The sequence below is a fragment of the Streptomyces luteolifulvus genome (assembly GCF_008806595.1).
Lineage (GTDB): Bacteria > Actinomycetota > Actinomycetes > Streptomycetales > Streptomycetaceae > Streptomyces > Streptomyces luteolifulvus.
Genome location: NZ_VZRB01000003.1, coordinates 134437 through 161370 on the forward strand (window position 1 = coordinate 134437; position 26934 = coordinate 161370).

General features: G+C 70.4%; 29 protein-coding genes and 1 tRNA gene. 6 read left to right on the top strand and 24 right to left on the bottom strand.

What is annotated here, in order from left to right:
- Positions 1-150 precede the first annotated feature (150 nt).
- Genes F7R91_RS05585 through F7R91_RS05595 form a run of 3 tightly spaced genes read right to left on the bottom strand, consistent with a single transcriptional unit; the run spans position 151 to position 5255 of the window.
- Positions 151-687, bottom strand: a complete 537-nt coding sequence (locus F7R91_RS05585) for a hypothetical protein (RefSeq protein ID WP_150945087.1) — start codon at positions 685-687, stop codon at positions 151-153.
- Positions 684-5030 carry a hypothetical protein gene (locus F7R91_RS05590; RefSeq protein ID WP_150945089.1) on the bottom strand — a complete coding sequence of 1449 codons (4347 nt, stop codon included), beginning with the start codon at positions 5028-5030 and terminating at the stop codon, positions 684-686. The genes F7R91_RS05585 and F7R91_RS05590 overlap by 4 nt, the downstream gene beginning before the upstream one ends.
- Positions 5031-5255 carry a helix-turn-helix transcriptional regulator gene (locus F7R91_RS05595; protein ID WP_150945091.1) on the bottom strand — a complete coding sequence of 75 codons (225 nt, stop codon included), beginning with the start codon at positions 5253-5255 and terminating at the stop codon, positions 5031-5033.
- A gap of 233 nt (positions 5256-5488) precedes the next feature.
- On the opposite strand from F7R91_RS05595, the gene F7R91_RS05600 reads away from it, so the two are divergent.
- Together F7R91_RS05600 and F7R91_RS05605 are read left to right on the top strand one after the other, a co-directional pair.
- Complete coding sequence (locus F7R91_RS05600) at positions 5489-5851, top strand: helix-turn-helix domain-containing protein (protein ID WP_150945093.1); 363 nt, start codon at positions 5489-5491, stop codon at positions 5849-5851.
- An 85-nt stretch (positions 5852-5936) separates the two neighbouring features.
- Positions 5937-6341, top strand: a complete 405-nt coding sequence (locus F7R91_RS05605; RefSeq protein ID WP_150945095.1) for a hypothetical protein — start codon at positions 5937-5939, stop codon at positions 6339-6341.
- A gap of 55 nt (positions 6342-6396) precedes the next feature.
- Here F7R91_RS05605 and F7R91_RS05610 read toward each other — a convergent pair whose 3' ends face one another.
- The 14 genes from F7R91_RS05610 to F7R91_RS05675 all read right to left on the bottom strand — a co-directional run bounded on the left by F7R91_RS05610 (position 6397) and on the right by F7R91_RS05675 (position 13423).
- On the bottom strand, positions 6397-6717 hold the full coding sequence (locus F7R91_RS05610) for a hypothetical protein (RefSeq protein WP_150945097.1): 321 nt from the start codon (positions 6715-6717) through the stop codon (positions 6397-6399).
- Between the two features lie 11 nt (positions 6718-6728).
- Positions 6729-7202, bottom strand: a complete 474-nt coding sequence (locus tag F7R91_RS05615; protein ID WP_150945099.1) for a hypothetical protein — start codon at positions 7200-7202, stop codon at positions 6729-6731.
- 44 nt (positions 7203-7246) lie between these two features.
- The gene (locus tag F7R91_RS05620) at positions 7247-7426 is read right to left on the bottom strand and encodes a hypothetical protein (protein WP_150945101.1); all 180 of its coding nucleotides are present in this window, start codon (positions 7424-7426) and stop codon (positions 7247-7249) included.
- Positions 7416-7730: a helix-turn-helix domain-containing protein gene (locus tag F7R91_RS05625; RefSeq protein ID WP_150945102.1), complete on the bottom strand. Its 315-nt coding sequence runs from the start codon at positions 7728-7730 to the stop codon at positions 7416-7418. Before F7R91_RS05625 ends, F7R91_RS05620 begins: the two co-directional genes overlap by 11 nt.
- Positions 7730-8200 carry a hypothetical protein gene (locus tag F7R91_RS05630; protein ID WP_150945104.1) on the bottom strand — a complete coding sequence of 157 codons (471 nt, stop codon included), beginning with the start codon at positions 8198-8200 and terminating at the stop codon, positions 7730-7732. The genes F7R91_RS05625 and F7R91_RS05630 overlap by 1 nt, the downstream gene beginning before the upstream one ends.
- A gap of 50 nt (positions 8201-8250) precedes the next feature.
- Entirely contained in the window at positions 8251-8463 is a 213-nt protein-coding gene (locus F7R91_RS05635) for a hypothetical protein (protein WP_150945106.1), read from the bottom strand.
- The gene (locus F7R91_RS05640) at positions 8460-9143 is read right to left on the bottom strand and encodes a hypothetical protein (protein ID WP_150945108.1); all 684 of its coding nucleotides are present in this window, start codon (positions 9141-9143) and stop codon (positions 8460-8462) included. The genes F7R91_RS05635 and F7R91_RS05640 overlap by 4 nt, the downstream gene beginning before the upstream one ends.
- A gap of 73 nt (positions 9144-9216) precedes the next feature.
- Entirely contained in the window at positions 9217-9525 is a 309-nt protein-coding gene (locus F7R91_RS05645) for a hypothetical protein (RefSeq protein ID WP_150945110.1), read from the bottom strand.
- A 239-nt stretch (positions 9526-9764) separates the two neighbouring features.
- On the bottom strand, positions 9765-10823 hold the full coding sequence (locus F7R91_RS05650) for an AAA family ATPase (RefSeq protein ID WP_150945112.1): 1059 nt from the start codon (positions 10821-10823) through the stop codon (positions 9765-9767).
- Positions 10820-11674, bottom strand: a complete 855-nt coding sequence (locus tag F7R91_RS05655; RefSeq protein WP_150945114.1) for a toprim domain-containing protein — start codon at positions 11672-11674, stop codon at positions 10820-10822. Before F7R91_RS05655 ends, F7R91_RS05650 begins: the two co-directional genes overlap by 4 nt.
- A complete protein-coding gene (locus tag F7R91_RS05660) occupies positions 11671-11907 on the bottom strand; it encodes a hypothetical protein (RefSeq protein ID WP_150945116.1) in 237 nt (78 codons plus the stop codon). The genes F7R91_RS05655 and F7R91_RS05660 overlap by 4 nt, the downstream gene beginning before the upstream one ends.
- 196 nt (positions 11908-12103) lie before the next feature.
- Entirely contained in the window at positions 12104-12739 is a 636-nt protein-coding gene (locus tag F7R91_RS05665) for a hypothetical protein (protein WP_150945118.1), read from the bottom strand.
- Between the two features lie 133 nt (positions 12740-12872).
- Complete coding sequence (locus tag F7R91_RS05670) at positions 12873-13199, bottom strand: MerR family transcriptional regulator (RefSeq protein ID WP_150945120.1); 327 nt, start codon at positions 13197-13199, stop codon at positions 12873-12875.
- The gene (locus tag F7R91_RS05675; protein WP_150945122.1) at positions 13199-13423 is read right to left on the bottom strand and encodes a helix-turn-helix domain-containing protein; all 225 of its coding nucleotides are present in this window, start codon (positions 13421-13423) and stop codon (positions 13199-13201) included. The genes F7R91_RS05670 and F7R91_RS05675 overlap by 1 nt, the downstream gene beginning before the upstream one ends.
- 92 nt (positions 13424-13515) lie before the next feature.
- Here F7R91_RS05675 and F7R91_RS05680 point away from each other — a divergent pair, with 92 nt between their 5' ends.
- Positions 13516-14100, top strand: coding sequence for a helix-turn-helix domain-containing protein (locus F7R91_RS05680; RefSeq protein ID WP_150945124.1), 585 nt, complete (start codon positions 13516-13518; stop codon positions 14098-14100).
- Positions 14101-14102: 2 nt separating this feature from the next.
- Positions 14103-15611, top strand: a complete 1509-nt coding sequence (locus tag F7R91_RS05685) for a site-specific integrase (protein ID WP_150945127.1) — start codon at positions 14103-14105, stop codon at positions 15609-15611.
- A gap of 60 nt (positions 15612-15671) precedes the next feature.
- Here the strand turns inward: F7R91_RS05685 and F7R91_RS05690 are convergent.
- A tRNA-Ser gene (locus F7R91_RS05690) sits at positions 15672-15765 on the bottom strand.
- 212 nt (positions 15766-15977) lie between these two features.
- Between F7R91_RS05690 and F7R91_RS05695 the strand changes: the two genes are divergently transcribed.
- Together F7R91_RS05695 and F7R91_RS05700 are read left to right on the top strand one after the other, a co-directional pair.
- Complete coding sequence (locus F7R91_RS05695; protein WP_150945129.1) at positions 15978-16616, top strand: SSI family serine proteinase inhibitor; 639 nt, start codon at positions 15978-15980, stop codon at positions 16614-16616.
- Positions 16617-16899: 283 nt separating this feature from the next.
- Positions 16900-21198 carry a PAS domain-containing protein gene (locus F7R91_RS05700; RefSeq protein WP_150945131.1) on the top strand — a complete coding sequence of 1433 codons (4299 nt, stop codon included), beginning with the start codon at positions 16900-16902 and terminating at the stop codon, positions 21196-21198.
- Positions 21199-21260: 62 nt separating this feature from the next.
- Here F7R91_RS05700 and F7R91_RS05705 read toward each other — a convergent pair whose 3' ends face one another.
- From F7R91_RS05705 to F7R91_RS05735, 6 genes are all read right to left on the bottom strand, one after another.
- Positions 21261-22937: a long-chain fatty acid--CoA ligase gene (locus F7R91_RS05705; RefSeq protein WP_150945133.1), complete on the bottom strand. Its 1677-nt coding sequence runs from the start codon at positions 22935-22937 to the stop codon at positions 21261-21263.
- A gap of 87 nt (positions 22938-23024) precedes the next feature.
- Positions 23025-23594 carry a SigE family RNA polymerase sigma factor gene (locus tag F7R91_RS05710; protein WP_150945135.1) on the bottom strand — a complete coding sequence of 190 codons (570 nt, stop codon included), beginning with the start codon at positions 23592-23594 and terminating at the stop codon, positions 23025-23027.
- 146 nt (positions 23595-23740) lie between these two features.
- The gene (locus tag F7R91_RS05720) at positions 23741-24907 is read right to left on the bottom strand and encodes a lipid-transfer protein (protein ID WP_150945137.1); all 1167 of its coding nucleotides are present in this window, start codon (positions 24905-24907) and stop codon (positions 23741-23743) included.
- Complete coding sequence (locus tag F7R91_RS05725) at positions 24904-25299, bottom strand: MaoC family dehydratase (protein ID WP_150945139.1); 396 nt, start codon at positions 25297-25299, stop codon at positions 24904-24906. Before F7R91_RS05725 ends, F7R91_RS05720 begins: the two co-directional genes overlap by 4 nt.
- Positions 25296-26249 (bottom strand): bifunctional MaoC family dehydratase N-terminal/OB-fold nucleic acid binding domain-containing protein, encoded by a 954-nt coding sequence (locus F7R91_RS05730; protein WP_150945141.1) that lies wholly within the window; start codon positions 26247-26249, stop codon positions 25296-25298. Before F7R91_RS05730 ends, F7R91_RS05725 begins: the two co-directional genes overlap by 4 nt.
- A 185-nt stretch (positions 26250-26434) precedes the next feature.
- Positions 26435-26746 (bottom strand): hypothetical protein, encoded by a 312-nt coding sequence (locus tag F7R91_RS05735; RefSeq protein WP_150945143.1) that lies wholly within the window; start codon positions 26744-26746, stop codon positions 26435-26437.
- Positions 26747-26934 lie beyond the last annotated feature (188 nt).

Here is a 26934-nt window from a genome sequence, read left to right on the forward strand (position 1 = left end):
GACCACCCTTGCGAATGAGGTTGTCCCGTCACCTGGCAACAAATGTGCAGGTCAGGAGAACCACATGTGCGGCGGAGCCCGCGTCGTAGCTTCACCCTTTTAGCCCAACGGCAACCCCCGGAACAACGGTTCCGGGGGTGGTCTCGCGCACTAGTGGGACGCCCCGAGCCGAGGCGGCCAGCCGGGGACGGGGATCTCCTCGCTGAGGAAGTTCAGGACGCGCCAGCCCGCGGCCTGGTCATAGCGCATGAGCAGCTGCAGGAACGGCGAGTCTGCCGCCGCGATGTCGCCCTCGGCCGGCTTCGGCATCATGTACAGCATCTCGAGGTCGAGGCCGGCCACGATGTGCCGCGCCGTTGCCCACCACTCGTGCACGCCAGGCTTCCACTCCAGCAGCGCGCGCACCTGCAGGTCCTCGAACACGGACCACAGCGAATGCTGCGGCTCCTCCTCGGTGAACGCCTCGACGACCTCGTCCGGTTCGAAGCCCAGCTCTCGCGCACGACCGCGCTGGTCGTGCAGCCAGCCCTGCGCCCAGCATCGGCGCAGCACCGGGTCGACGTGCGGCCAGGCAGCCGTCATGCTGCGGTCCCTCCAGATGGCGGACGTGAACGCGAAGCCTGCGTTGCAGAGCACCGAGTGCATGGCGTCCTCGAGCTGCTGCGGGGTGAGGTCGCCGAGGTTCACCGGGCGCGCTCCTTGTTCCACTTGCGGAGGGCTTCGTTCATGTAGCCGGGCATGGAGTTCGCCAGCCGCTGCAGCGCCTGCCTGTTGGTCAGGTCGAGCGTGCCGTCGATGTTCACCTCAAGGCGCTCGATCGTCACCGCACCACCCCTGCCGCCGCGCACCAGCTCCTCGAAGAGGGCGTTCTGCGCGGGCGTGAGGATCCGTTCAGGCTCGCGCGTCTTGTTGATCGCCAGGGTTGCGCCCTTGGCGAGCAGGCCGCCAGCGTCGTACTTCGTGGCCGGCGCGTAGCCCCAACGCGAAGTGAAGAGGGAGTCGTTGTAGCCGCGGGCTCCCCGCCCGATGATGACGCCGTCCCCGCCCCGGCTCTCCACATTCACTCCGCCGATGGTGCCCGCCGTGTGGCCGACCCCGGCGTTCGTGATGCCGATCATGTAAGGAGAATTCAGGTTCCGCACCCACCCGGACGGGCCAGATGTTCCGCTGAACGCGCCCGTGGCCCAACGGCGGTGCGGGCTCTCCCCGCGAATTACCGACTCAATCGCCGAGACCAGACCACTGCAGTCCCAGCTGGGATTGCCGTTACCGCCCCACTGATACGGCTTGCCATTCTGGGTTTTCGCCCAGGAGAGCCCCCGCTGTACCGCCGGCCCGCCTACAGCCTTCTTGTCCTCATTCCCGAACCAGCCGAGCATGCCGTCAACGGCCTTGTTCGCCAGGCCGCGCATGAGATTGCCGATGCCGCTCTGAGGGATGCGGTTGATGAGGGGCCTCACCAGCGCGCTCAGCGCCTTCCGCGCCGCCGACTTGAGGCCGCCCACGACGACATCCTTGGCCCACGACGCAATGGATCCCACGGTGCCGCCGATCGCGTCCGTCACCGTGCCGATGATGCCGCCGTCCGCAAATCCCGGTACGGGCTGGCGGCGCTTGCGCTCCTGCGTGCTGGTCGGGTTGCCGCCCGTGCCCGTCGGCCGGTCCTTCCCGAGCATCGCGTCGATAGCGCGGTATCCGCCGAGTCGGTCGACCTCGGTGTTCGACAGGACCCGCTCACCCGGGGCGAGCATGGCGGGCACGCTGTCACGGTTGCTGCGCTGCCCCGGAACGACACCGCCCGTACTGAAGCCGAGCGAGATCGTCGGCAGCGTGATACTCGAACTGATCTTGCCCGCAATCGAGTTCCACATCCTGCGGATGCCGTTGTTGTAGACCGTCCCCACAACGAACTTCACAGGGCTAGCGATCTTCGACTTGACGCCGTTCCAGATCGTTCCGAGCGAATCCCGCAAGGTGGAAAAGGCCAGCTTCATCGCTGCCTTGAAGTCGCTGATCTTCGAGCGGATCGTCGTGAATATCGAGCTGATCTTGTCGCGGGCGCCGTTCCACAGACCGTTCCACGTGCCGCTGATGGCCGTGCGCAGGCCGGAGACGCTGTCACGAACCCACTTCCAGGCTCCCGACACCGCCGACTTCAGCCCGGACCAGAAGGAATCCCAGCGCGCCCGGATACTTCCCCACAGGTTCTTCCACGTGTCGACGAGCCAACTCTTCAGCCCAGTAAAGATCTCCTTGGTCTTCGTCCACAGGCTGGTGAACCAGCCGATGATGCCGCGCACCAGATCCGGAATGATGCTGTGCCCGACGAGCTTGTCGTACAGCCACTGGAACGGCTCAACGATGTACTCCTTGATCCAGTCCAGCGTGGCCGAGAAGGCCGTCTTCACGGCATCCCAGACGCCCGTGACGATGTCCCGGAACGTCTCCGACTCATGCCAGGCGTAGGCGAAGGCGCCAGCCAGCCCGATGACCGCAAGCGCGATCCATGTGAACGGGCTGGCCGCCATGACCGTGGACAGGATCGCCTGCGCCGTCGCCACCGCGGCCGTGCCCAGCGCCCACAGCTTCATGCCGGCGGCGATGCTCAGCACTGCAGTAGCCAGGGCGCCGAAGATCGTCGAGTGTTCGCCGACGAACTGGAAGAACGACGTGAGCGGGCCCTTCACGTTCTCGGCGATCGACGCGATGGCGTCGGCGAACGGCGCGAGGATCGGCAACAGGCCAGCGAGGGCCGCGCCGACAACACTTGTCACCAACGAAGCGATCTCGTGGAACGCGCGAAAGATCCGCCGCAGGCTGTCCTGCATCTCCGGCAAGCCGGTAACCCGGCGGAGCTCCTTGAAAGCGTCGCCGAGCGTCGTCAGGGCGTCAGCACCGCCGGCCGACGCCGCACCGAAGATGTTCTTCAACGTGCCGAACGCGTCCGCGAGGAGCCGGCCGAACCGCTTGGCCATGTCGATGCCATGGTCGATGGCTTCTTGCAGCCGGCCCGATTCGAAAGCGTCCGTCAGCTTCTGGGAGATCCGGTCCGCCGAGCCGGCCATAGCCTTAGTGATCCGCTCGAATGCCGGCGCGGCAGCAATCGACAGTTGCACGAACGCCTGCCCCAACTGCCCGGGGATCTTCTCCAGCGGCTTCATGCCGTTGGTGAAACCGTCGAACATGCGCTTCAGCAGGCCCTGGTCGGCAAGGCGGGTGAAGGTGTCCATCAGGTTGCGGGCCATGCCGTTCAGCACGTCCGCCATACCGCCGAGCCCCGACCGCAGGGCGGGAAGCGCTGCGCTCGCCATACGGCTGACGGAGTCGCCGAGCCCGCGGAACAGCCGGTCCTGCACCTCCATACGCAGGTCGGAGAATGCGGGCCCGAGGCGGCGAATGGAGTTGACGAACTCGCGGGCGTTCGGGCTGAGCTTCGCCATGGCCTCGGCGAACTTGTCGGTCTGCGCCGCGCCCTGAGCCTGCGCCGTGTTCACAGACCGCTGCGCGTCCGCCAACGACTCCTGAGCCGCGCGCACCTGCCGGGCCGCCGCAACCTGGGCGTCGGCCACACCCTGCTGTGCCTCGGCCAGGCGCTCCTGAGCGTCGCGCACGGACTCGGCGCCATCCTTGGCCACCTTCGCCGCCTCGGCCTGCGCGTCCCGCACATCGCGGGTGCGGTCACTGACGTTGCGCTGCGAGTCGGCCACCTTGTCCTGAGCGGCCTGCACCGTCTCGGAACCCTGCACGCCGGCCTCGTTCGCGGCGGCCGTCTCCTCCCGCAGCCTGGCCGTCTCGGTCTGCTGCTCCTTCAACCGCTGGTTGGCGCGGTCATAGCCGAGCTGCGCCTGCTCCAGCTCCTCCGCGGTCGCCGCGGAACCCTTCGCCTTGACCGCGGCGAGGTTCTCCTCGGCGTCCCTCAGGTCGAGGACGGCCTGCCGCTGGTCGAGCTCGGCGTCCGCGAGCCGGTTGTTGAGGTCTTCGAGCTCCTCGGCGGCTTTCTTGCGGGCCTCGGTGAGGTCTTCCTGCGCCTTGCGGGCGTCCTTCTGCGCTTCTGCCAGGGCGCGTTCGGCGTCAGCGACGCGCTGCAGGGCTGCCTTACGGTCGGCGGCTGCCTGTACCTCGGCGTCGCGGACGTCCTCGACCGCGTCCTTCACTCGCTTCTGGGCGTCGACGATCTGCCGGGCAGCGTCCGCCTCCGCCTCCTTGAGGGCACGTGCGGCACGGGCGACGTTGAGGTGCGCTGCCTCGAGGGCGCGGCCGGCCGCAGCAGTTGAGGCGGCGCCCTTGGTGCCGCTGGAGAATGCGGCCTGGAACGCGTTGCCGATGCCGTGCAAGCCGACGGCGAGGGTGGCGCCCATGGTGACGAGCGAGCCGAGCGCGGGCACGGCAACGGCCGCAGCAGGGCCCATCTGCGCGATCGATGAGGCGAGCGAGGCGACCGTGGGCAGTGCCGAGAGGGCCATCGCGGCGAGGCCGGCAAGGCGAGTCGACAGGAGGCCAACGGACGCCGCACCAGCGCCGGCACCGTCCACGCGGACGTTGACCGTGCGCGTCCGTGTGAGAGCGGCCAGCCGCGCCGCCGCTGCCGCAGTATCGACGTCGGCGACAACTCGGACCTGCCGTCGGCGGGTGAGGTTGGCGAGCTCGTCTGCCGCAACGCGGGTGTCGACGTCGACGCCGAGCCGTACACGACGGCGCTGGGTGAGATTCCGCAGCTCCTCCGCCGCCACCCTGGTGTCCACGGTGGCGCGGATGTTCACGACCCGGTCGGCGGTCAGCCGGTCCAGCTGCTGAGAGACGCGCCGCGCCGCGCTCGCCGAAAGGTCAGCGTCGATGACCGCCTTCAGAACGGTGCGGGCGTGCTGGTCGGCGAACTGCCGCAGCTTCGCCAGGGCTGCACTGTCGTCGAGTTCGAGGGTGATGCCGACCTTGTTCTTCTTGGCCCGCAGGCGCTGCATGGCGCGGTCGTAACCGCTCTCATCCGCCGTGACCTCGACGAACCCCTCCGCGATGCGAAATGAGCCGGCCACCTACGCCACCGCCTTCTCGGGGGTGCGCGTGAGCAGCTGCTCGACGTGAAGGTCGAGGGCGTCGGCCAGGCCGGCGGCGATGTCGACGGACGGCCGGATGCGGCCAGTCTCGTAACTCCACACCGTCCACTCCGTGCGGCCGATCGCGGCGGCAAGTTGGGCGGCGGGGATTCCGGCAAGGCGTCGCGCGTCACGCAGCGCGGCACCGTCAAAGGCGCGGGCCATGAGGGCTCCAGACGAGCGCGTGGGAAAGGTGCTGGCCCTACCTGGGCGAACTGTGAGCGACCTGCTCCGTACCTGTGAGCGACCTGCTCCCTGCCCTCGGCGCGCCCATCACGGACGCCTGCGGTCCCATCACGGTCACCGCGGCCTACTTGAGTGTAACTCCAGTGTCCTACGATTCACAGGCTATGAGGGCTCGCTACCTTTGATTCATCGATCGATAAGGGGTTCTCGGCATGGCGTCGACGACTTCCCCGCGCTGGAGCCCACTGCCGGACGGCTTCGGCGACCTGCTCCGCCGGGCCCGACTCCGTGCCGGCCTGTCACGGGACCGCCTGGCCGCAGTCACCCAGACATCGAAGGGCCTCGTGCAGGCGCTCGAAGAAGGGATGCGGCCCCCATCCGCGACGATGGCCGCCCGCCTCACCGAGGCCCTCGCCCTCGACGACTGGGATGCGGCAGTCATTCACGCGGCGGCCGTCGACGACGCGGCCCTGCGCACCCGCCGCGGCATTCGACACACCCGCCCGCGGCGCCCCCGAACCCCCTCCCCCACGCGTGCCATCACAGTGCCAACAGCACCAGAAATGCGCAGGTGAGAGGTAGGCAATCGCATCCTCTATGCGGTTAGACCCCTGCCGAGTGGCGCCCTCGGGTGGGGCGAGGAACGCTGGAGATGTGGACATGTACACCACCGACAGGCTTCCCACCGATGACGATCGCCCCGTCGTCTCCGCCTTTCTCGTCTGGGCCTGCGGCGAAGACCTTGAGAAGACCCTGAAGGACCTCGAGGGCAAGGCAAAACGGGGTGGGGGCACGGCGGTCATTGGGCTTCGAATCACAGCCGTGGATGGGACGTACTACGTCCCGGGCGAGCCATTTATCGGCGGCGGAACAACCCAGAGGGGCGTGGGTTCTCGGGGATACACGGCCGGCGGGACGAACTGGACGGTGTACGGGACCGCAGTCCGCCGCGAGGGCGAGAAGGATCCCCGCGAAATCGAGATCCGCATTGGGACAGGGATCGATGCAAGGAGCATGGAGTTGAGGTACGTGGAGGAGCTCGTGAGACGTCGACGCCGAACATGAGTGCGCCCGGTCACCGTGGGGGAAGCGGCCGGGCGCAATTCGTCGGGCGGTGAATTCAGGCGGCGTCCCCGCCTCCCGGGCGGTAGACCATCCGCTGTGCCCACCCCGGAAGCGGGCGCGACTCCTCCTCCTCGACGGCCGCCTCCCGCGCCGGCTCATCCGCCCGCACCCCGCCCAGGGAACGCCTGGCGTACCAGTCGAACGTCTGCACGTTCTTCGGCTTCGCCGACTGCGGCACCTCTGCCAGCCGGGCAGCGTGCTGCGCCGCGGACGGGGTCACGTCCACCTCGACCTCATCCGGCTCCGGCCGGCCCAACGCGCGAGCAGCATGCCGCTCCGCCGACGTCGGCGGCCTGGTCGTCGTCTTCCGCTCCACGGTTCCCCCTCTCAGGCCAACTCGGGCGCGGTCGGCATGTTCTTCAGGGCGTCGGCGAGCAGGTGCAGCTGCACGGTAGTCGTCGACCGGTCCCGCGCGTCCGGCTTGAAGCCGACCCCCGACGGGTTGTCGGCCTGCTGCGCATGGTCGGCCATGGCCTGCACCGCGGCCTCGACGTCGCCGAGGGCCCGCTTGAACTTGGCGGCGGCGTAGGCGTAGCCCTCCTCGTGGTGCTGCCGGTCCGCCCGGCTCGTCGACGAGGCTCGGTCGTACAGGTCGCCGACCGCGTCCCGGAGGGCGTCGGACGCCTCCTGCTGCGCCTTCGCACCGCGCGCGCCTGCCGTCGCCCTCACCGCGTCCTGTACGGCCTCGAGCGCGGCCAGCGTCTTGGGCGGGATGGTCGTGCGGTCGAGCGGCAGACGGAAGTCGTGCGTGCGGTCACCCGCAACGCTCGCGGACTGCGGGCTGCCGTTGAAGTCGATCACTGCGTCTCCTGGTGCTGTCGTATCGGGGTGGTCGTGTCCGTCGGCTACGCGGCCGGCGGGGTCTCGTCGTCGGTGAAGCCGAGCCGCTCGAGGATGCGCCGCTCGGTCACCGTCCGCGGCCGGCGCTTCCAGCGGTGCGCGGCAGCCACGTCCTCCGGCTCCGGCTCGAGGCCCATCGCACGGGCCGCCACCTGCTCCGCCCACGTCTTCTTCTCATCGGCCACGACGGGCCTCCTTCCTTCCGACTTCCGTCATCGCGTCCCGCACGACGTCGAGCGGGGACGCGTCAGGCTTGATTCGGAGCCGCGCCGGGGGACGCAGGCGCCGCTCGGCTACGGCCAACAGGCCCCGCCCGTACAGGGCGTTGCGGTACTGCTGCTCGAGGGCCTGAAACGCGGGGTCGGTGCGCCGCCACCTCCGCACCGTCGCGGAGCTGATCGTGAGCCGGGACGCGATCCAATCGGCGCTCCGGCCCTCGGCCAGCAGCCGCGCGGCTTCCTCACGCTTCTCCGCGCTGATCCGAGCCATCAGTCGACCGCGTCCGGCAGGCTGCCCGCGGCGTCCTGCACCAGGCCGCGAGCGAACATGGCCGCCTTCCGGCCCGGCGACTCCTGGCCACGCTCGAGGTTCACGCACGGCTTCCCGTCGCGCACGCTGCCGTGCACCGCGGCGAAGCCGGCTGCCGCACGGAGTTCAGCCTCGGCCGCCTGCAGGTGCTCGCGCGCCCGCTCCACTGCCGCCGCGAACTTGGCGTGCGCGTGCTGCCGCATCTCCAGCGGGTGTTCGCGGGTGCCCTCGAGGAGCGCCGCGTGCGCCTCGCCAGCCTTACGGTTGGCCTCGTCGAGCGGAGCCTGCAGGAGATGCTTGCCGCGGACGGGCGCGACCCGCTGGTCGTTGAACGCGTCGGCGGCCTGGCCGCGGGCCTCGAGGTACGCGGCGAGCAGCGGGCGCAGCTGCTCGGGAAGCTGCTCGGCGGTGATCTCAACTCGGGTGGTCATGGGTTTCTCCTAGAGCGGGCGGACAACTACGGGCGAGACGGTTTGTGGTGCTATGCACCAGATGCGGCGGGTGTGGTGTTGTCGAGGATGGGAGCCAGCTCCCACCCCTTCTCGGCGAGGCGCCGAAGCTTCTGGGCGTGCCGGCGGGCGAGGCCCTTGGTGCGGGCCGCGGCGAGCTCCTCACGCTCCTTGCGCTTGCGCTCCTCCTCGGCGCGCACCCGGGCGATGCGCTCCTGTATCTGCTGCTCGACGTGGCTGGTCATGCCGCCCTCCGCAGTGCTCGCAGGTAGCGTTCGCGGGCGGCGATGAATGCCTCGTCGGTGCCGCCGCGGTCGGGGTGGGCGGCAGCCATTGCGGCCTTCAGTTCCTTGACGCCGGGCGTTGCGGCTGGCTTGGGGATCTCGGGCGGCTGGGCGAAGAGCAGCAGCCAGTGCGGGACGTGCACGGATCCGTGGCGTTCGAGTTCCTGCCGGTCGACGTACCCGGACTCCCAGTCGGGGCCGGGCATGTACAGGAAGCGGGGGCGCAGGTAGTAGACGCGCTTGGCGGTCTTCCGGGTGATCGGGAACTGGACGACCTTGCCGGGGATCCAGGTGACGTCGTCGAGTTCGTACCGGCCGGGCTCGATGGCGTACAGGTAGCCGACCGGGTTCGGCGGCGGTACGGCTCCGGTGCGGGCGCTGCGAGGCGCCTTGGCCTGACGCTTGGCAGCGTTGAGCTGCTTCAGCTTCTCCGTAGCGACGCCGTGCAGGACGCGCACGTTGGCGTACCGGCCGGCGGCGAGGCGGAGGGCGGCGGCGTTGGCCTGGCTGGATGCGGCGTCCGGGGTGTCGGCCCATCCATGGACCTGGTCGCCGTCGTACTCGCTGGCGGTCCAGAACCAGCGGCGCCCACTACGGCAACGCCCCCAGAAGATCAGCGGCGGATCGTTCGTGGTGGCCACGGGTGCCTCCTTTCGTAGATGCTGGGCGGGTGGCCGGGCCCGATGTCCGCGGGCCCGGCCTTCTGTGTGCGGATCAGTCGGTGACGCCGGCGCTGGCGAGGAACTCGGCGCGCTTGACGGGGTCCTGGAATTCGCGGGCGTCGGCCACCCACAGCTCGTGCATCCGTGCGGCGTCGTCCTGGTGGTCGGCGCAGAGCGTGACCCGCAGGGTGCTGACCTCCTTCGGGTGCTGCTGGTCGATGGTGTTCCGGACGGCGACGACGCCGGGCTTGCCACAGCTGTCGTGCTTGTGGCTGCAGGTGCCTTCGCTGGTCGGCACGGTCTGCACGATGAACTTGGTGTCGCGGTCGTCGCCCAGGGCGATGACGGTCGGAGTGGTCATGACGGTCTCCTTCGGGTGGGGCTTATGGGACGTGCAGGGATGGGTGAGGTGGGGGTGGGCTCACGTTCCACCCCTCTTTAGAGGGGGGTGGAAACGTGAAGCTGAGAGCGTGAAGCGCGTGAAAGAGAGCGTGAAGCTGTGACCTGCGAAAACTCCGTGAGCGTGAAGCGCGTGAGGGTGGCGTGTAGCTTCACGCTGAAATGGCCGCGTGAAGCAGTTCGTGAAGCCGCCCGCCCGCTTCACGACGCCTGCCGCAACTGGAGGTAGTAGGTCGCCGGGCTGGTCTTCGTAGGGCCGTCGTGCCGGATCAAGTGGCCCGCCTCTCGGAGGGTCTCCAGCTTTCGCCGGGCCTTCTCAACCTGGGCCGCGCTCGGCTTGCTCGTGTCGAACAGCGACTCGGCTGCACGTCGTGCTGTGAGTCCCTCGGGTCCGCCGCTACGGACAAGGTCGAACAGGTCCGTCGTGTGCTGCACGCTCGAGATGCCGGTCGGGTGGTCGTGCACGACGCGGAACGGGCCCACCTCGTTCATGGGCTGCTTGAGATGCCGGAAGGAAACGACTGGGTCTCCGGGCTCGCCGTACAGGGAGATGATCGAGCCGCTTCCGGAGGTGATCCAGACAGATCCGTAGACGTCGGCGATGGTGTTGGGCTCGCCTCCGTTGGTCCCCGCCTTGCGGTTGTGGTGCAGCTCGAGGACTTGGACGCCGGCGGCCAGAGCGCGTTGCCGTGCTCGGTTCCAGCCTGCTCCGACGGGGTCCTCGGACAGTCCGATTGCCGCGTCCTTGAGGCTGTCGACGATGACCGTGTCGGCTTTGGCCCGCTCACACATGGCGGCGAGGACGTCGGTGCGCTTGGCCAAGTCGAAGGGGGGCGGCCCCTTCCAGACGACAAGGTTCTCGTCGAGGACTTCCCGACTGTCCTTGGTGAAAAGCCTGTTGGCGGCCCTCTGTGCCTGCGCCGGGCGGTCCATGGCCAGGTAGAGAACGCGCTCCCCCTTGGTCACAGGTAGGCCGAGGACTTCGTTTTGGAGCCCGAGCCGGGCGCGAACGAGCTGGAAGGCGACGGTCGTCTTTCCAACGCCCTGCGGTGCGGCAATGATCAGGGACTCGCCCTCTGCCCACAGGACGTCGCCGCCTGCTCCCCAGATAGCGGGCGGAGTGTCGGGCACGTCGAGGACGAACGAGCCGCCAGAGACGAACGCCTTGGGCAGGTCGTCGCTCTGGTCGTTCGACTCGGCTTCCGCGTGGGCGTCGCTGTCGCCTTTGACGTCGTCGGCCCATTCCGGGTTGTTGGTCACGCGCCCACCGCCGCATCCCCCGGGTACGGGATCGGCGACCACACCTTGAGGAACTCGGAGTCGGTGTGCCCGGCGGCGAAGTGGTCGGCGGCGTCTTTGCCCGTGCGGGCCTGCACGACGTACACGGAGCGTGCGATTCCGCGGAGGGTCTCGACGACGTGCTCGGCGTGACGGCGGCCGGGGATGTCTCGGTCGGCGACGATGGTGACGTCCGCGCCGCGCAGGAACTGGGCGTGTTCCTCAGTCCACTTGCCTGCGCCGGCTGCGTTACACGTGGCCTGCAGCCCATGGTCGACGAGGGCGTGTACGTCCTTCTCGCCTTCGGCGATCCAGATGACGCGGTCCTCGGCGATGGCCTTGAGGATGTAGGGGAGCCTGTACGGCACGACGCGGACGAGCCGGTTCCCCTCCTTGTCGTTCAGGCTCCAACGTCGCCCGGACTTGGCCCCGTTGTCGGGCCGCCACTGGGCGAAGCACTTGTGATCGCATCGGGTGACTCCGTGGACGACGCCGCCGTTCTCGTCGCGGTACACGTACTGGGCCACGCGCTTGTGCCCGCGCTCCCGGCAGGGGATCCACGTGTCGTCGGCCGGCCGGTCCTGCTGACGCTCAAGGGGCTCGTCGTACAGGTCGGCCTCGGTCCAGCCGATCGCGGCGAGGAACTCCCGGTTGCCCTGGCACTTGTGGCAGAAGATGACGACGCCGCCGTTGTTGCCTCGCTTGATCGCAACGGTGTCGGGAGAGTCGCCGTCGTGGCAGATGCCCTGTGCCCGCAGCGCGCCGCCCTGGTAGCGGGTCGGCACGCCACGGTCGCGGAGGATGTCCGCAAGGCGGTTGAAGGCGATGCTCACTCTTCGTTCTCCGTGCTAAGGACGGCGACGACGCCGTCGGCGAGGTAGTTGATGTCTGCGATCCAGCGGCGCGCGCATAGGCGGACGGCACGCGCGTTGGGCTGTTCGGCGAGATGGCAGCGGAGGCTGTCGATGACGAGTTCGCGGCGGGCGCGTTCACGCATCCACTGCTCGCGCAGCTGGTTGCTGTGCATGGCGTCCGGCATGTCGGGCCGTTCGCCCGGCAGTCGCATCGCAGGCCGAACTACACTGGTGGTTGAGGAAGTCGGCGTTTGTGTCGTCGCGAGGGGCCCGGTGGCGCGGGCCCTTTCTCGTGTCGCCATGCTGGTTGTCCTTCGCGGGCGGCGAGCCGGTGCGGGTGCCCTGTGGGCCGACGCGCGATGGATGTGGAGTTGGTGGCCGCGCCCACAGTGGAGCGCGGCCGGGGCGCTACAGGTCTGCCTGGATGCGGGCGAGTTCGACGTAGGCGGCGAGCAGTTCGGGAAGCCGCTGGTCCTGCTGCTGCGAGTCGAGCTGCGACCAGGCCTTGAGGCCGACGACGGCCGCCGACGCCCCAGGGTTGAGCTGCTCAGCCTGTGTGACGGCCGCCTGCAAGTCGTTGTCGTCGTAGCCCTCGATGACGTCCGCGAACTGTGTGGCCTCGTCGCCGGCCGACTTCACGGCGACCTGCCGTCCGTGGACGCTGTCGCCCCATCCCTGCTCGGGGATGGTGAAGGAGCGGCCAGCGATGCGGAGCAGGTTGCGGACGATGGCCTTGGTCTCGCTGTTGTTGAAGCCGGAGGGGCGCCGCTCGAGCTGGTGCCCGAGGGCGAGCCACGCCTCGTCAGCCGCGGTCGACTTGAGATACGCGGCGCCGCAGCTGGCGTGCCACCAGGCGTGGAAGATCTTCGTGATGCGCTGGCCGGCGGCGGGGACCTTGTCGCATCCGGGGCAGACGGTTCCCCAGTCGGCCATCTGGACGGCTTTGCCGACGGTGTCCTCGCGCCAGCCGCCGGGGATGGCGCCCTGGGATTCGCTGATGGCGAGGCGGACGACGGTTGCGGCGTCCGGGCTGTTCTGCTTCATTGGCTGTGTCCGTTTCTTTCGTGGGAGCCCCGGTCGCTGGCGAGCGATGAGCCGGGGCTCTTGCGTGTGCGGGAATGGACTGGCCCCTGCCGCGTCGGTGTTGGTAGCACCGGCGGTCTGGTGGGGGCCGCTTCTATGCGCCCCGGAGCTGGTGGACGACGCCCGAGACAGCTGGGGTGCAACCGCATTGAGACTGCGATTGCTGGCCTGTCACCTGCGCCAATGCATGGTGTTGGCACGGTGATGGTGCGGCCGGGGCGGCGCCGTAGAGGAGCGCGATCAGGTCGAGGGTCGGGATGCGGATCTTCCGGCCGAGGCGCAGCACGCGGGTAGCGGTCCACTCGTCTCGGCGGATCTGCCCATAGACCGTGTCCTTGTCCACGTTGAAGATCGCGGCCGTGGTGGGGACGTCCGTCGTCGGACCGAGCGCTTCGATCGCCTCGCGGGTCCACGCGGACATCAGGCGGCGCTCGCCGTCTGGTCGCCGGCGATCCAGGCGAGCACGTCGCTGCGCCTGTACCGGATGCGGCCGCCCTTGCCCGGAGACAGCTTCCGATAGGGCGGGCCGGTCTTCTTCCAGCGCTTGTCCGAGAGCGTGCGCACGCTGAGCTTGGCGAGCTTGGCGGCCTCTGTCGGCGTGAGCCACTCTTCGGAATCGAGCGCGTCAGCTGCGCTTATGCGCATTGGTACCTCCAAGATTCGCAGCGGTCACTGCGACACTTGGACTGTACGGGACTAACGTTGACTGCGCAAGAAGCGCATGAGACGCTGCGAAAGTGACAGCGAATGAGACTCCTGAGCCCTCGAAGGGTCCCGGCTGGGGCCCCACAAGCCGGCACGTAGCGGCCAACCTGAAACGGCTGCGGACGGCCCGCGGACTGTCGACGACCCGGTTGTCGGACGCGCTGAAGGAGGCCGGCCAGCCCATTCCCGCAACTGGCATCACCCGCATCGAGAAGGGCGAGAGGCGCGTCGACGTCGACGATCTGACCGCTCTGGCCGTTGTGCTCGGCGTGTCGCCATCGGCGCTTCTGCTGCCGCCCACCAAGTCGCCGCAAGAGGTCGTCGAGATCACGGGTGGCGGCGAGGTCGCGTCGGACACGGCTTGGGCCTGGGCGGACGGCACACGCCCGCTTCGCATGGAGGCTGGTCACGAGTACGCCGCCACGCTCGAGTACGCGCTCTACTCCCGACCGCCGTGGCTTCAGCCCGGCGGGCCTCAGGGGTACGTCGGCGAGCACGCAAAGCAGGCGGCGAAGACGACAGAGCTCGCGGATCTGATCGGTGCGCTACTGAGCAACCCGACGGCGCTGCGGGAGTTCCTGAAGGAGCACGACCGGCCGGAGGCCGGGGGGGAGTAGATGTGAAGCCCTACAAGGCCTGCTCGTGCCGTGACCCGGAGACGAAGCGGCTGCTAGGAAAGAAGTGCCCTGACCTGCAGAAGAAGGGTCACGGCGGCTGGTTCGCCAGGTACGAGGCGCCCAAGTCTGCGGACGGGAAGCGCCGACAGCCGCGCATCGGCCCGTTCGACACGGAGCGGGAGTGCCGGCAAGAGCTCGCCAAGGTGCTCGGCACTGCCGCCAACCCGAAGGCGCACGACGAGCGGAAGACGACGCTCGGGGAGTACCTCGAGCGCCGCTACGCCTGGCGGACGTCCGAGGCTGAGACGGGCGAGGGCCTGAAGAAGAGCACGCTCGACGCCGAACGCGAGGCCATCGACCTGTACGGGAAGCCGGGGCTCGGTCACATCAAGGTCGTGGATCTCACGGACGAGCACTTCCGCGAGCTGTACGCGGCGATGCGGAAGCTCAACCGGCCGGAGGAGCAGGGCGATCGGTCGGAGATCCTGCGCCGCCTGAAGGATGTGCGGGCGACCCGCGACGGGAAGCGGCTGCACTCACGGCCGATCAGCGAGGGCCGCATCCGCCGCGTGCACGCGGTCCTGCACGGTGCCATGACGGACGCCGTGAAGCTGTCGAAGATCCGCCCGGACAACCCCACTGACGGGGTCTGGCGTTCGAAGGGTGGCAAGCGCAAGCAGGGCCGCGCGAAGCCCCTGCTGTGGACGGCCGAGCGCGTCGAGTCGTGGGAGAAGACCGGCAACGTCCCGGCGAAGGTGATGGTCTGGACGAGCGACCAGTGCGGCGCGTTCCTCGACTTCGCCGAGGCCGAAGGTGAGCGCCTGTACCCGGCGTTCCACCTCGATGCGCACTACGGGCCCCGCCGCGGCGAGCTCGTCGGCGCCGAGGAGAAAGACCTGAGCCTGGAGCGCCGGCGGCTGCACGTCCTGCAGTCCCAGTCCGATGACGAGCTGGACGACACGAAGACCGAAGCCGGGTATCGACAGATCCCCCTCGACGACGAGACGGTGCGCGTCCTGCGGGCCTGGCACAAGAGAAAGCTGGAGGAGCGGCTCGCTTGGGGCGAGGCGTACCAGGACGCCGGCCGCGTGTTCTCCTACGAGGACGGCACCGCGCTGAAGGCGGAGTACCTGTCGAGCCGCTTCCGGATCCTGATCGAGCGGTACGGCAACATCCGCGCGAAGGCCGCCGAGAAGTGGTCGGTCGAGCGGATCGCGCGGAAGTACCGGACGACCGAAGCGGCCGTCGAGGTGGCCGTGCGGATGCCGCTACCGCCCATCCGTTTCCATGATCTGCGTCACGGTGCGGCAACGATGTTGATCGCTGCAGGGGTCGACGACAAGTTCGTGTCGGAGGTCCTCGGCCACGCGTCGGTGTCCTTCACGAAGGACGTGTACGCGGTCGTCGCGGAGGAGTTGGCGGAGGACGCTACGCGGAAGATCGCGGCGTTCATCCCGCGCCAGAATCGCCTTGCGGCGGTTGGTGCCAACAACGTGCCATCAAGGGGCTAAAAGTGCCTCTGAAAGCAACTCAGGGAGCTCAGCCGTATGTGGCCGAACTCCCTGGTCAGGTGGCGGAGGCGGAGGGATTTGAACCCTCGATGGGCTTTAAGGCCCAAACCGCATTAGCAGTGCGGCGCCATAGACCGGACTAGGCGACGCCTCCAGCACAGCCGCCCGCGCGAGCGCGAGTGGTGTGTGCAGATGATGACACAGTCGAGCGTGCTGTCACCAATCGCCTCCCACGGTACTAGGCGGGCGGGCGGCAGGGCAAAGCCGTTGCCGGTGTCGGCACGGGGCCGACACGGGTCGGCACAGATCGGCACGGGGTCGGACAGCGGCGCGCAACGTCCGGGCGTGCGCCGCGTTAGTCAGGTCATGTCGCAGGTCAGTCGTTCTCGCCGCCCCTCCGGCCCGGCCCGTCTCGCACGGCTCCGCCGGCTCCTCGTCTCCGCCGCCGCCTCCCTCGCCGTCGTCGGTTCCACGGCTGCGGCCCCTGAGGCCGCCGCCCTCGCGCCGCCCCCCGTCCGGGACGAGGACCGAGCGCCAAGCGATCACCTCACCGGGACCGGGACCGGAGCCGGAAGCGGAGCGGGAGCCGGAGCCCGAACCGGAACCGGAACCGGAAGGGATCGTCTCCCCGGCATCGGGCGGGATCACCTCGCCCACGGCGCAGCGGGACAGGACCGGCTCGTCGTCACCGTGCGGCACGCGGGACGCGGGGCCGACGGGACGTATGTGGTGCGCTGCCATCCCAGTCGCGGCAGCCACCCCGACGCCCGCGGGGCGTGCGCTGTGCTCGACCGGAACACGCGGTGGGGGCGGGACACCTTCGCGCCCGTGCCGGAGGGCAGCTTCTGCACCATGCAGTACGGCGGGCCGGCCACCGCGCATGTCACCGGGACCTGGGCCGGACGCCCCGTCGACGCGTGGTTCGACCGCGGCGACGGGTGCCGGATCGCCCGGTGGGACCGGTTCGTGCCGCTGCTGCCCGCGCTCGGATCCCGGTCCTCGTAGCGGCGCCGGAGCGGCGTCGTAGAGGGGTCCGGGCGATGGGGACACGGCGGCTTCACCGGCATTTCACGGCGGAATCCCCGGTCCCGTAAGAGTCCGGCGAAGGTGTTGCGGAGCGACAGCATGCGGTCACACGTTCTGCTTCACTTCCTCGTGCGACCTCCCTCTCATCCGGCGTCGCGAGCGCAACCACTGCGCTTAGACTCGCTCGCGTGACACGTTGCGGGCCGGTTGGCAAGATGGCCCACGCGGTCGGCAAGATGCGGTAACAGGGAGGAAGCGTCTCGTGAGCAGCAGGCCATCCCGAGGCGCTGCTCGCCTCGCAGCCATACTCGACGCGCTCCCCGACGCGTTGGTGCTGGTCAACGCCAATGGCACCGTCGTCAACGCGAACACGATCGCACTCGAGGCCTTCGAGGCGCCCGGCACCGCTCTGGTCGGCCGGGGGCTGCTCGATCTGCTCCCGCAGTTCGACTCCAAGCTGATCCCCGGTTCCATGCGACGGCCCGACCACATGGGCCCGCGCGGCCGCACCAAGCCGACCCGGATGATCGCCCGGCGCACCGACGGGAGCGAGTTCCCGGTCGAGGTCACGAGCGCGAACCTGGAGAACGGGCAGCAGGCCTACGACAGCTATGGCCAGGCCGCCGACGAACTGCTGATGCTCGTCGTACGCGATCTGTCCGGGACCGTCGACACCGAGGCCGAGCTGGCGCGTTCGCAGCGGCAGACCGAGATGATCCTGCGGGCCGCGTCGGAGGGGGTCGTCGGGACGGACACGGACGGGCGGATCGTCCTCGTCAATCCCGCCGCCGCCCAGATCCTGGGCTACCGGGCCAGCGACCTCGGCGGCCGCGAGCTGCACACGCTCGTGCTGCACTCGCGCGCCGACGGTTCCCCCTTCCCGTACGAGGAGTCGCCGCTCGCCGACACCCTGCGCTCCGGGCGCAAGCACCGGGTGCGCGGTCAGGTGCTGTTCGCCAAGAACGGCGGCAAGGTGTCGGTCGATCTGACGACCGCGCCCGTCCGCGACGGCGACCAGCTCGTCGGCGCCGTGATGACCTTCACCGACCGGCGGCCGTACGAGAAGCTCACCGAGGAGAAGGCGGCCGGGGAGAAGCGGCACCAGGAGGAGCGGGAGCGGCTGGAGGAGGAGCACGCCTCCGAGCTCACCGCCCTGCGCCAGAAGCAGGTGACGGAGCTGGAGGAACTGGGCGAGCAGCACGAGGAGGAGCTCGCCGCGGGCGAGGAGCGGTACGCGGCGCTCGGCGAGCGCGAGAAGGACCGGTACGAGGCGCTGGCCGCCCGCCATGACCAGCTGCTGACGCTGCTCGGCGGCTCACTGCGCGGGCCCCTCGACGAACTGCGCCGCGAGCTGGCCGCACTGGCCGCCGACGACGCCGGGCAGTTGTGGCCCGAGGCCAACCAGGTGCTGCACCATCTGTCGGCCGGCTACTCGCGTATCACCACCCTCATCGACAACGTCCTCGGCTACCAGCGCCTCGACGTCGGCGCGCAGGACGTCGCCCGTACGAAGGTGATGCTCGACTCGGTCGTCGCGGCCGGCGTCGACGGGGCCGTGGAGCTCATCGGGCCCGGGCGGGTGCAGTTCGCCGTGCACGCCCCGCCCATCGAGGCCGAGGTCGACCAGCAGCTGCTCGCCACGGCGCTGGCCCATCTCGTCGCCGATGTCGCCGGCGTCGACGCGACCGGCAACGCGCCCGTGTCCACGGGCGGTTACATGGACAACACCGTCGTCGTGGCGGCGGCGCAGCGCGGCGAGGTCGTACGGATCGAGGTGCGCGGGCCGTATGCCGGGGGAGATCCGGTGCACGAGCCGATCGTGCGCGGCATCGTGCGCGCCCACGGCGGAGTGCTGCAGACGCACGAGGTGCCGGGCATGAGCGGCAGTGCTTACGTGCTCGAAGTGCCGATCGGCGGCGGGGCGGGGGCCGTTGCGGCCAACGTCCAGGCCGCGCAGGACCAGCCGCCGGCTCTGGCGCCGGGCGCTTCGGGGTCCTCGGGCGGCCTGCCCGAGCAGACCTCCGGTGGCAGGGGGCGGCGGCGGGCCCGGCGCTCCTCCGTGGACGCCTTCCTGGAGAGCGAGGTCCCGGGCGAGGATCCGGGCGAGGGGCCGGGCGGTGCGGAGCCGCAGGGCGGCGCGCCCACCGGACGGCGCCGGCGGCGGACCGCCGAGCCGGACACCACGCCGGTTCCCGCGCAGGCGTCGGCGGGCGCCACGGAGACCACTGCTTCCAGCGGTACCGGACGGCGCCGTGGCCGCTCCGCCGAGGATGCCGCCACCCCCGCCGAGGGTGCCGTCGTCATGGCCGCCGAGCACGCCGCGGGAACAGCGGCGGCCGGAACGGGACTGGGCGGGACCGTGCCGCCGCAGGGTGTGCCCGCGCCCGGCGGACGGCGTGCCCGGCACGGCGCCGGGGAACAGAACGCCCTGCCGCCGGCGCTGCCCGCGGCTTCCGCGGAACCGGCGCGGACCGCCGTGTCCGCTCCCGGTGAGGGCGGCCCGGCGAGCGGACGCCGCCGGCGTGCCCTGGCCGCCGCGTCGGAACGTGCCGCCGCGCAGGAGGCGGCTCCCCGTACGGTGTTCGCCCTGCCGCCCGCCGGGGCGGACCGCCCGTCCGGCGCCCCGGACGTGGCGGGGCAGGGCGGAAAGCAGGCGCCGGCGCCGGGCCTCGTGCAGATTCCCGGTCCGGGTGTCCCCGGTGACGGCCTCGTCGACGCGGGCCGGCACGACGCCGTGCCGCACGACCAGTCCGACGACCACACCCCGCCGCAGCCGCACCCCACCACCGCGCCGACGGGGCGACGCCGACGCGTCGTGGCCCAGCCGGAGACCCCGGGCCAGGGAACGCCCCTCGCCGGTGGGGTGGGTCCGCAGACCGTGCCCGCGCAGGGCACCGGCGCTCAGGGCGTTCCGGTGACGGCAGCGGAGACGGCCGGCGTACCGGGGGCTCCCGGGCAGCCGGTCCCGGCGCAGGGTGCCGCCGCGCAGCCGGGGCCCGCTCCGGTGCAGCCGGGCCAGGCACCCGGCGTCCCCGTGAACGCTTCCGGGCAGCTCGGCCTGCCCGCCCAGGCGGCGCCCGCCCAGCCCGCGCCCTCTCAGGGCGTCCCCGCACAGTCGGGACCGGCCCAGCCCGGCGCCGGCGAGCCGCTGCCGGCCGAGGCGGCCACGGCTCAGCCCGTTCCGGCCCCTCAGCCATGGCCCGCCGCCGACGGCACCCCGGGCGCCGGCACGCCCGTACCGGCGAGCGGCGCCGCCACTCCCGTACCACCGCAGTCGAACCACCCGCAGACGGACCGGGCACCGCAGGCCCAGGCCGCGCAGCCCGCGTCCACCCCGTCCTCGGGCACCCCCCTGCCTCCCGAGGCCGCGGCCCCGCAGCCGCCGCGCGCGGCTCAGCCGCTTCCCGCCGAGGCCTCGGCGGCGGCCGCGCCGGTCGATCCGAACTCGACGCAGGGCCGGGCGATCAGTGTGCGGACGCTGGGGCAGGGCGTGCCGTTCACCCGGCAGGCCGCCCAGGTGCAGCAGCCGCAGTCGTCGGCCACGCCTCCCCCGCACCAGACGAACGGTTCGGGCCGCCGTCGCAAGCTCGGCACGCCGCCCGACCCCGCCGCCGGGCGCCCGCATCCGCAGGGCGAGCAGTCCCCGACGCCACCGCAGCCGTCCCTGGGCGGACAGTCCCGGCCGGAGCAGGCGGTCGAGGCCGCCGGACGGTCGTATGCGATAGGCGCACCGGACGAGAACGCCGCCGAGGGGCCCGAACCGCTCGACGGTCCCGGCGGGGCCATCGAGGTGGCGGACACCCCGCGGCCGCAGCCGATGGACGACGAGCTGCCCCCGGAGCCGCTGGACAACCCGCGCCGGCTGCTGGTGTGGCCCGCGCCGGACGTCACCACCCAGCAGGCGCTGAGCGACCGCGGCTACCGGCCCGTCATCGTGCACTCGCGCGAGGAGGTCGACGCGCAGATCGCGGCGTTCCCCGCCGCGCTGTTCGTCGACCCGCTGACCGGGCCGATCACCCGCACCGCGCTCCAGTCGCTGCGGCAGGCCGCCGTGGCAGCGGAGGTGCCGGTCCTGGTCACCGCCGGGCTCGGGCAGGCGACCCGGGAGGCGGCGTACGGAGCCGACCCCGCCGTGCTGCTGAAGGCGCTCGCGCCGCGCGACACCGAGCAGCATCCGCCGCGCGTGCTGCTGATCGAGGAGCACGCGGAGATCGCGCTGGCGCTGACTGCGACGCTGGAGCGACGCGGGATGCAGGTGGCCCGTGCGGCCAGCGACGCCGACGCGGTGACGCTGGCGGGACAGCTGCGGCCGAACCTGGTCGTGATGGATCTGATGCAGGTGCACCGGCGCCAGGCCGGGTTCTCCGGGATCATCGACTGGCTGCGCGCGAACGGTCAGCTCAACCGCACCCCGCTGGTCGTCTACACGGCCGCCGTCGACCAGGCCGACCTGCCGCGGCTGGCCTCGGGCGAGACGGTGCTGTTCCTCGCGGAGCGGTCCACCAGCACCGAGGTGCAGAGCCGGATCGTCGACCTGCTGGCGCGGATCGGCATCAACTAGAAGCCGCTGACATACGCGTACGCCGGGCGGGGCTCAGGCCGCCCGGCGTACGCGTTCCGTCGTCAGAGCTCGGTGACGTCCAGCGCGCCCTCGGCGTACTGCCTGCGCAGCACCTTCTTGTCGAACTTTCCGACGCTCGTCTTCGGGACCGCCTCGATGATCGACCAGCGCTCCGGGAGCTGCCACTTGGCGATACGGCCCGCATCGGCGAGGAAGGCCCGCAGGGACTCGAAGTCGGCGGTGGCGCCCTCCTTGAGGACGACCGTGGCCAGCGGGCGCTCGCCCCACTTCTCGTCGGGGACCGCGACCACGGCGGCCTCGGCGACGGCCGGGTGGGCCATCAGGGCGTTCTCCAGGTCGACGGAGGAGATCCACTCGCCGCCGGACTTGATGACGTCCTTGGCGCGGTCGGTGAGGGTGAGGAAGCCGTCCGGGCTGATCGTCCCGACGTCTCCGGTCTTCAGCCAGCCGTCCTCGCTGAACTTGTCGGCGGGGCGCAGGGGTTCGGCGTCGGGGCCGTTGTAGTAGGAGCCCGCGATCCAGTTGCCGCGCACCTCCAGCTCACCGGCCGACTCGCCGTCCCAGGGCAGGCGCTCGCCGCCGGGGCCGGTGAGGCGGCCCTCGACGCCGGCCGGGAAGCGGCCCTGGGTGAGGCGGTAGGCGAACTCCTCGTCCGTGCCGATCGCGTGGGCCGGCGGGCGGGCGATCGTGCCGAGCGGGGAGGTCTCCGTCATGCCCCAGGCGTGACAGACCCGCATGCCCAGGTCGTCGAAGGCCTCCATGAGGGCGGGCGGACACGCGGAGCCGCCGATGGTGACCTGGGTGAGGGAGGAGACGTTGCGCGGCCGGGCGGTCAGTTCGGCGAGCAGGCCCTGCCAGATGGTGGGGACGGCCGCCGCGTGCGTCGGCTTCTCGCGCTCGATCATCTCGGCGAGCGGGCCGGGCTGGAGGAAGCGGTCCGGCATCAGCATGTTGACGCCGGTCATGAAGGTGGCGTGCGGCAGGCCCCAGGCGTTGACATGGAACTGGGGGACCACGACGAGCGAGGTGTCCTGGTCGGTGAGGCCCATGGACTCGGTCATGTTGACCTGCATCGAGTGCAGAAAGATCGAGCGGTGGCTGTAGACCACGCCCTTGGGGTCGCCCGTGGTGCCGGAGGTGTAGCACATGGCCGCGGCCTGGCGTTCGTCCAGCTCCGGCCAGTCGTACGTGGTCGGCTTGCCGGCGAGCAGGTCCTCGTACTCGTGCACCTGGGCCTGTGCGCCTTCCAGGGGCGAGCGGTCGCCGGGGCCGGAGACGACGATGTGCTCGACGCTCGACAGCTTGGGCAGCAGCGGCGCGAGCAGCGGGATCAGCGAGCCGTTGACGATGATCACGCGGTCGGCCGCGTGGTTGACGATCCACGCCAGCTGCTCTGCCGGAAGGCGGAGGTTGAGCGTGTGAAGGACCGCGCCCATGGACGGGATCGCGAAGTAGGCCTCGACGTGCTCGGCGTTGTTCCACATCAGTGTGGCGACCCGGTCGCTGTCCTGGATGCCGAGGTCGTCACGGAGGGCGTTGGCCAGCTGCACTGCGCGCCGGCCGGCTTCGGCGAAGCTGCGCCGCTGCGGTTCTGCCTCTCCGGTCCAGGTGGTGATCTGGGACCGTCCGTGCACCAGCACACCGTGTTCGAGGATGCGGGTGACGGTCAGTGGTACGTCCTGCATGGTGCTCAGCACGGCGTCCTCCCGGGGCGACATTGCCTACGCGGTAGTAAGGGTTCCGCAAATTCTGCGCACATACCGCGCGGTATGTCACTAGGGGAAGGAAAACTCGCCGGACCGGCGCTACCGCACAAGATCGAGTTCGGGGTCCTCGCGCAGCTTGCCCAGAGCCCTCGACACCGCCGATTTCACCGTGCCCACGGACACCCCGAGCACCGCCGCCGTCTGGACCTCGCTCAGGTCCTCGTAATACCTGAGGACCACCATCGCCCGCTGCCGGTCCGGGAGTCTCATGATCGCCCGCCACATCGCGTCGTGCAGCGCCTGCCGCTCCGCCGGGTCGTCCCCGCCCGGCCGCGGCTCCGGCTCGGGGATCTCGTCGCACGCGAACTCGTCGACCTTGCGCTTGCGCCACTGCGAGGTCCGGGTGTTCAGCAGGGCCCGGCGCACATAGCCGTCGAGGGCACGATGGTCCTCGATGCGTTCCCAGGCGACGTACGTCTTGGTGAGCGCTGTCTGCAGCAGATCCTCCGCGTCGCTCTGGTTCGCCGTGAGCGACCGGGCGGTACGCAGCAGCACCGGCCGGCGAGCCCGCACGTACGAGGAGAACGACGGGTAGGCCGCGGGGTAGGCGCGGGTCGGCGTCGCCCACGTCGCGGCGTTCGAAGCGCTGGTGCAGACGGGTGTGGTCATGGCTCCAAGCTATGAGCGAGGTGCCGCCCGGCGGATCGCCCGCAGGTGCCGAAGGATTGTCCGCCTCAGGTTGTAGGGAGGGGGCCGGCCAGACCTCCTGTAGGTGGACCGGCGGCCGGGTCTACTGCGGGATGTCCCCTGAGGGCTCAGTCGCCCGCCGCGAGCACCAGCCCCGACGTCGGCACCCCCGTCCCCGCCGTCACCAGGACCCGGCCGGCACCCGGTACCTGGTTCACCGCCGTCCCCCGCATCTGCCGTACCGCTTCCGCGATCCCGTTCATCCCGTGGAGGTACGCCTCCCCCAACTGTCCCCCGTGGGTATTGAGCGGAAGCCGTTCTTCCGCCACGTGGTCCGCCGCCTCGCCCCTCGCACAGAAGCCGAACTCCTCCAGCTGCATCAGCACGAACGGCGTGAAGTGGTCGTAGAGGATCCCCACGTCGATGTCGGCCGGGGCGAGTCCCGAGGTGCGCCACAGCTGGCGGGCCACTACGCCCATCTCGGGCAGACCGGTCAGATCGTCCCGGTAGAAGCTGGTCATCTGCTCCTGCCCGCGCCCCGCGCCCTGCGCGGCCGCCGCGACGACGGCGGGCGGCTGCGGCAGGTCCCGGGCCCGCTCCACCGAGGTGACGACGAGCGCCTGTCCGCCGTCGGTCTCCTGACAGCAGTCGAGCAGCCGCAGAGGTTCGGCGATCCAGCGGGAGGCGGCATGGTCGGCGAGCGTGATGGGCCGACGGTGGAAGTAGGCCGCCGGGTTGGTCGCCGCGTACGCGCGGTCCACGACGGCCACGTGCCCGAACGCCTCCGGGGTCAGCCCGTAGGTGTGCAGATACCGCTGGGCCGCCATCGCCACCCAGGAGGCCGGTGTGAGCAGCCCGAACGGCAGGGACCAGCCGAGCGCCGCGCCCTCCGCCGAGGGCTCGCGGTGCTGCACTCCGGAGCCGAATCTGCGGCCCGACCGTTCGTTGAAGGCGCGGTAGCAGACCACCACCTCGGCCACACCGGTGGCGACGGCGAGCGCCGCCTGCTGGACGGTCGCGCAGGCCGCCCCGCCGCCGTAGTGCACCCGGGAGAAGAAGGACAGCTCGCGCATTCCGCAGGCCTGGGCCACGGTGATCTCCGGGCTGGTGTCCATCGTGAAGGTGACGAGGCCGTCCACGTCCCCGGGGGTCAGCCCCGCGTCGTCCAGCGCGGCCCGCACGGCCTCCACGGCCAGCCGCAGCTCGCTGCGCCCGGAGTCCTTGGAGAACTCGGTGGCTCCGATACCGACGACCGCCGCCCGTCCGCCGAGCGTGTCCCGGGTCCGTACGCTCATATGGCGTCCTCCGCGGGGAGGGTGACCGTCACGGTTCCGGTCACATGTCTGCCGATGCCGTTCACGCCGACGACCCGTACCGTCGCCGTACGGCCGTTGATCTCCTCGACCGTGCCGGTCAACACCATCGTGTCGCCGGGGTAGTTGGGCGCACCGAGGCGTATGGTCACTTTGTGCAGGACCGCGCCGGGGCCGAAGTGGTCGGTGATGTACCGGCCGACCAGGCCGTTCGTCGTCAGGATGTTCATGAAGACGTCGGGGGAGCCCTTCTGCCGCGCCAGCTCCGCGTCGTGGTGGACGTCCTGGTAGTCGCGTGAGGCGAGGGCCCCGGCGACGATCAGCGTGCGGGTGACCGGGATCTCCAGCGGGGGGAGTTCGTCGCCGGGGTTCATACGGCGGCCTCCCGGGGGCGGAAGACGGGGAGCACCAACTCCGCGTCACAGTCCTGGAATTCGAGCCGTACGGGCATCCCGATCCGCACCTTGTCGTACGGCACCCCGATGATGTTGCTGATCATCCGTACGCCTTCGGCGAGTTCGACCAGGGCGACCGCGTAGGGGGGGTCGAAGGCCGGAAAGGGCGGGTGGTGCATGACGACGTACGAGTAGACGGTCCCGTCGCCGCTCGCCTCGACGGTGTCCCAGTCCAGGGAGCCGCAGCCGTTGCAGCCGGGCAGCCACGGGTGGCGCGGGGTGCCGCAGCCGGTGCAGCGCTGGATGAGCAGGCGGTGCTGGCGTACGCCCTCCCAGAAACCGGCGTTGTCGCGGTTGACGACGGGGCGGGGGCGGCGGGGTGTCTGCTGGTTCGGCTGGTTCGGCTGGTTCCTCTGGTTCCTCTGGTTCCGCTGGTTCTTCTGGTTCCGCGCCGCGGGGGCGTACTTGAGGATGCGGAAGCGGTGTGTGCCGACGAGGTCGCGGCCCACGCGGACGTCCATGCGGGTCGTGACGAAGTACCCCGTGCCGAGCTTCGTCGTCTTGCGCTCCGAGACCGACTCGATCACCGCGTCGAAGGTGACCTCGTCCCCCGGCCGCAGCGGAAGCAGATACTCCTGCTCGCAGTCCGTGGCGACGACCGAGGCGCAGCCCGCCTCGTCGAGCAGGCCGAGCAGTTCGTCGTACGCCCCCGAGCGCCCCGTGTGCCCGGAGAGGCCGCCCATGGTCCACACCTGGAGCATGGTGGGCGGGGCGATGGCGTCCGGGCCCGTGTAGGCAGGGTCGTTGTCGCCCATGGCCTCGCACCAGTGGCGGATCATGGGCGCGTTGACGGGGTCCTTGCCCCGGCCGGCGACCGCGGCCGGCCGCCCTTCGAAGGCCTTCAGCCGCACGGCCAGCTCGTCGTTCACGGTCCTGCCTCCGCCCTTCCCTCGCAAGGTTTCTGACTGTCCGTCAGATACAGTCCACTGTCAAGACGACTTGGGTCCGGCGAGCCCGCACACGTCTGCGCGGCGGCACCGGAGTGCCGCCGCGCAGACGCACCGCATCTTGCAGAGCACACCCTTGGGCACAGAGAGCCGACCGGCCCCTCAGATCACCACCACAGCGGAGCGAAGGTGACCGCTGTGTTCTGGTTCCCCTGATTGATCACCGTGAACGGGGAGCCCTTGACCTGGGCGGTATTGCTCTGGTTCGAGGCGCCGGAGCCGTTCGCCTGCTGCTGTGTGGTGGCCGAGTTGCCGTAGTTGTCGAAGATGACCCCGCTGAGGGTCGCCACGCCCGCGTTCGATCCGTCGTCCGCGAGCGCGATGCCGTTGTCCGCCGCCGCGACCCCGCCGAACAGCGCGGCGGCGAGCGGGAGGGCGGAGACGGCGACGATGACGCGGGCGGTACGGATGCTTGCCATGTTGTTCCTCCAGAAACGTGAAGTACGGCTTCCACCAGGGCAGTTGACCCATCGCCCCGGCACTGTGCACGACGTCGCGAGACCAGAGTTGCCCACCAGATCACCGGCGAACCGCACCAGACGACATGATTCGCCCTCAAGCGTGAGGACCGGTCGATAAACCCCCAAAACCATTTCCGGCCCATCCC

Excerpts from the sequence above, each read along its gene's own strand:
- F7R91_RS05595 (WP_150945091.1), bottom strand. The coding sequence starts at position 5,255 with ATGGCCCGCGCCTTTGACGGTGCCGCGCTGCGTGACGCGCGACGCCTT.
- F7R91_RS05600 (WP_150945093.1), top strand. The coding sequence starts at position 5,489 with ATGGCGTCGACGACTTCCCCGCGCTGGAGCCCACTGCCGGACGGCTTC.
- F7R91_RS05605 (WP_150945095.1), top strand. The coding sequence starts at position 5,937 with ATGTACACCACCGACAGGCTTCCCACCGATGACGATCGCCCCGTCGTC.
- F7R91_RS05625 (WP_150945102.1), bottom strand. The coding sequence starts at position 7,730 with ATGGCTCGGATCAGCGCGGAGAAGCGTGAGGAAGCCGCGCGGCTGCTG.
- F7R91_RS05630 (WP_150945104.1), bottom strand. The coding sequence starts at position 8,200 with ATGACCACCCGAGTTGAGATCACCGCCGAGCAGCTTCCCGAGCAGCTG.
- F7R91_RS05635 (WP_150945106.1), bottom strand. The coding sequence starts at position 8,463 with ATGACCAGCCACGTCGAGCAGCAGATACAGGAGCGCATCGCCCGGGTG.
- F7R91_RS05645 (WP_150945110.1), bottom strand. The coding sequence starts at position 9,525 with ATGACCACTCCGACCGTCATCGCCCTGGGCGACGACCGCGACACCAAG.
- F7R91_RS05660 (WP_150945116.1), bottom strand. The coding sequence starts at position 11,907 with ATGCGACTGCCGGGCGAACGGCCCGACATGCCGGACGCCATGCACAGC.
- F7R91_RS05665 (WP_150945118.1), bottom strand. The coding sequence starts at position 12,739 with ATGAAGCAGAACAGCCCGGACGCCGCAACCGTCGTCCGCCTCGCCATC.
- F7R91_RS05670 (WP_150945120.1), bottom strand. The coding sequence starts at position 13,199 with ATGTCCGCGTGGACCCGCGAGGCGATCGAAGCGCTCGGTCCGACGACG.
- F7R91_RS05675 (WP_150945122.1), bottom strand. The coding sequence starts at position 13,423 with ATGCGCATAAGCGCAGCTGACGCGCTCGATTCCGAAGAGTGGCTCACG.
- F7R91_RS05695 (WP_150945129.1), top strand. The coding sequence starts at position 15,978 with ATGTCGCAGGTCAGTCGTTCTCGCCGCCCCTCCGGCCCGGCCCGTCTC.
- F7R91_RS05705 (WP_150945133.1), bottom strand. The coding sequence starts at position 22,937 with ATGTCGCCCCGGGAGGACGCCGTGCTGAGCACCATGCAGGACGTACCA.
- F7R91_RS05710 (WP_150945135.1), bottom strand. The coding sequence starts at position 23,594 with ATGACCACACCCGTCTGCACCAGCGCTTCGAACGCCGCGACGTGGGCG.
- F7R91_RS05720 (WP_150945137.1), bottom strand. The coding sequence starts at position 24,907 with ATGAGCGTACGGACCCGGGACACGCTCGGCGGACGGGCGGCGGTCGTC.
- F7R91_RS05725 (WP_150945139.1), bottom strand. The coding sequence starts at position 25,299 with ATGAACCCCGGCGACGAACTCCCCCCGCTGGAGATCCCGGTCACCCGC.
- F7R91_RS05735 (WP_150945143.1), bottom strand. The coding sequence starts at position 26,746 with ATGGCAAGCATCCGTACCGCCCGCGTCATCGTCGCCGTCTCCGCCCTC.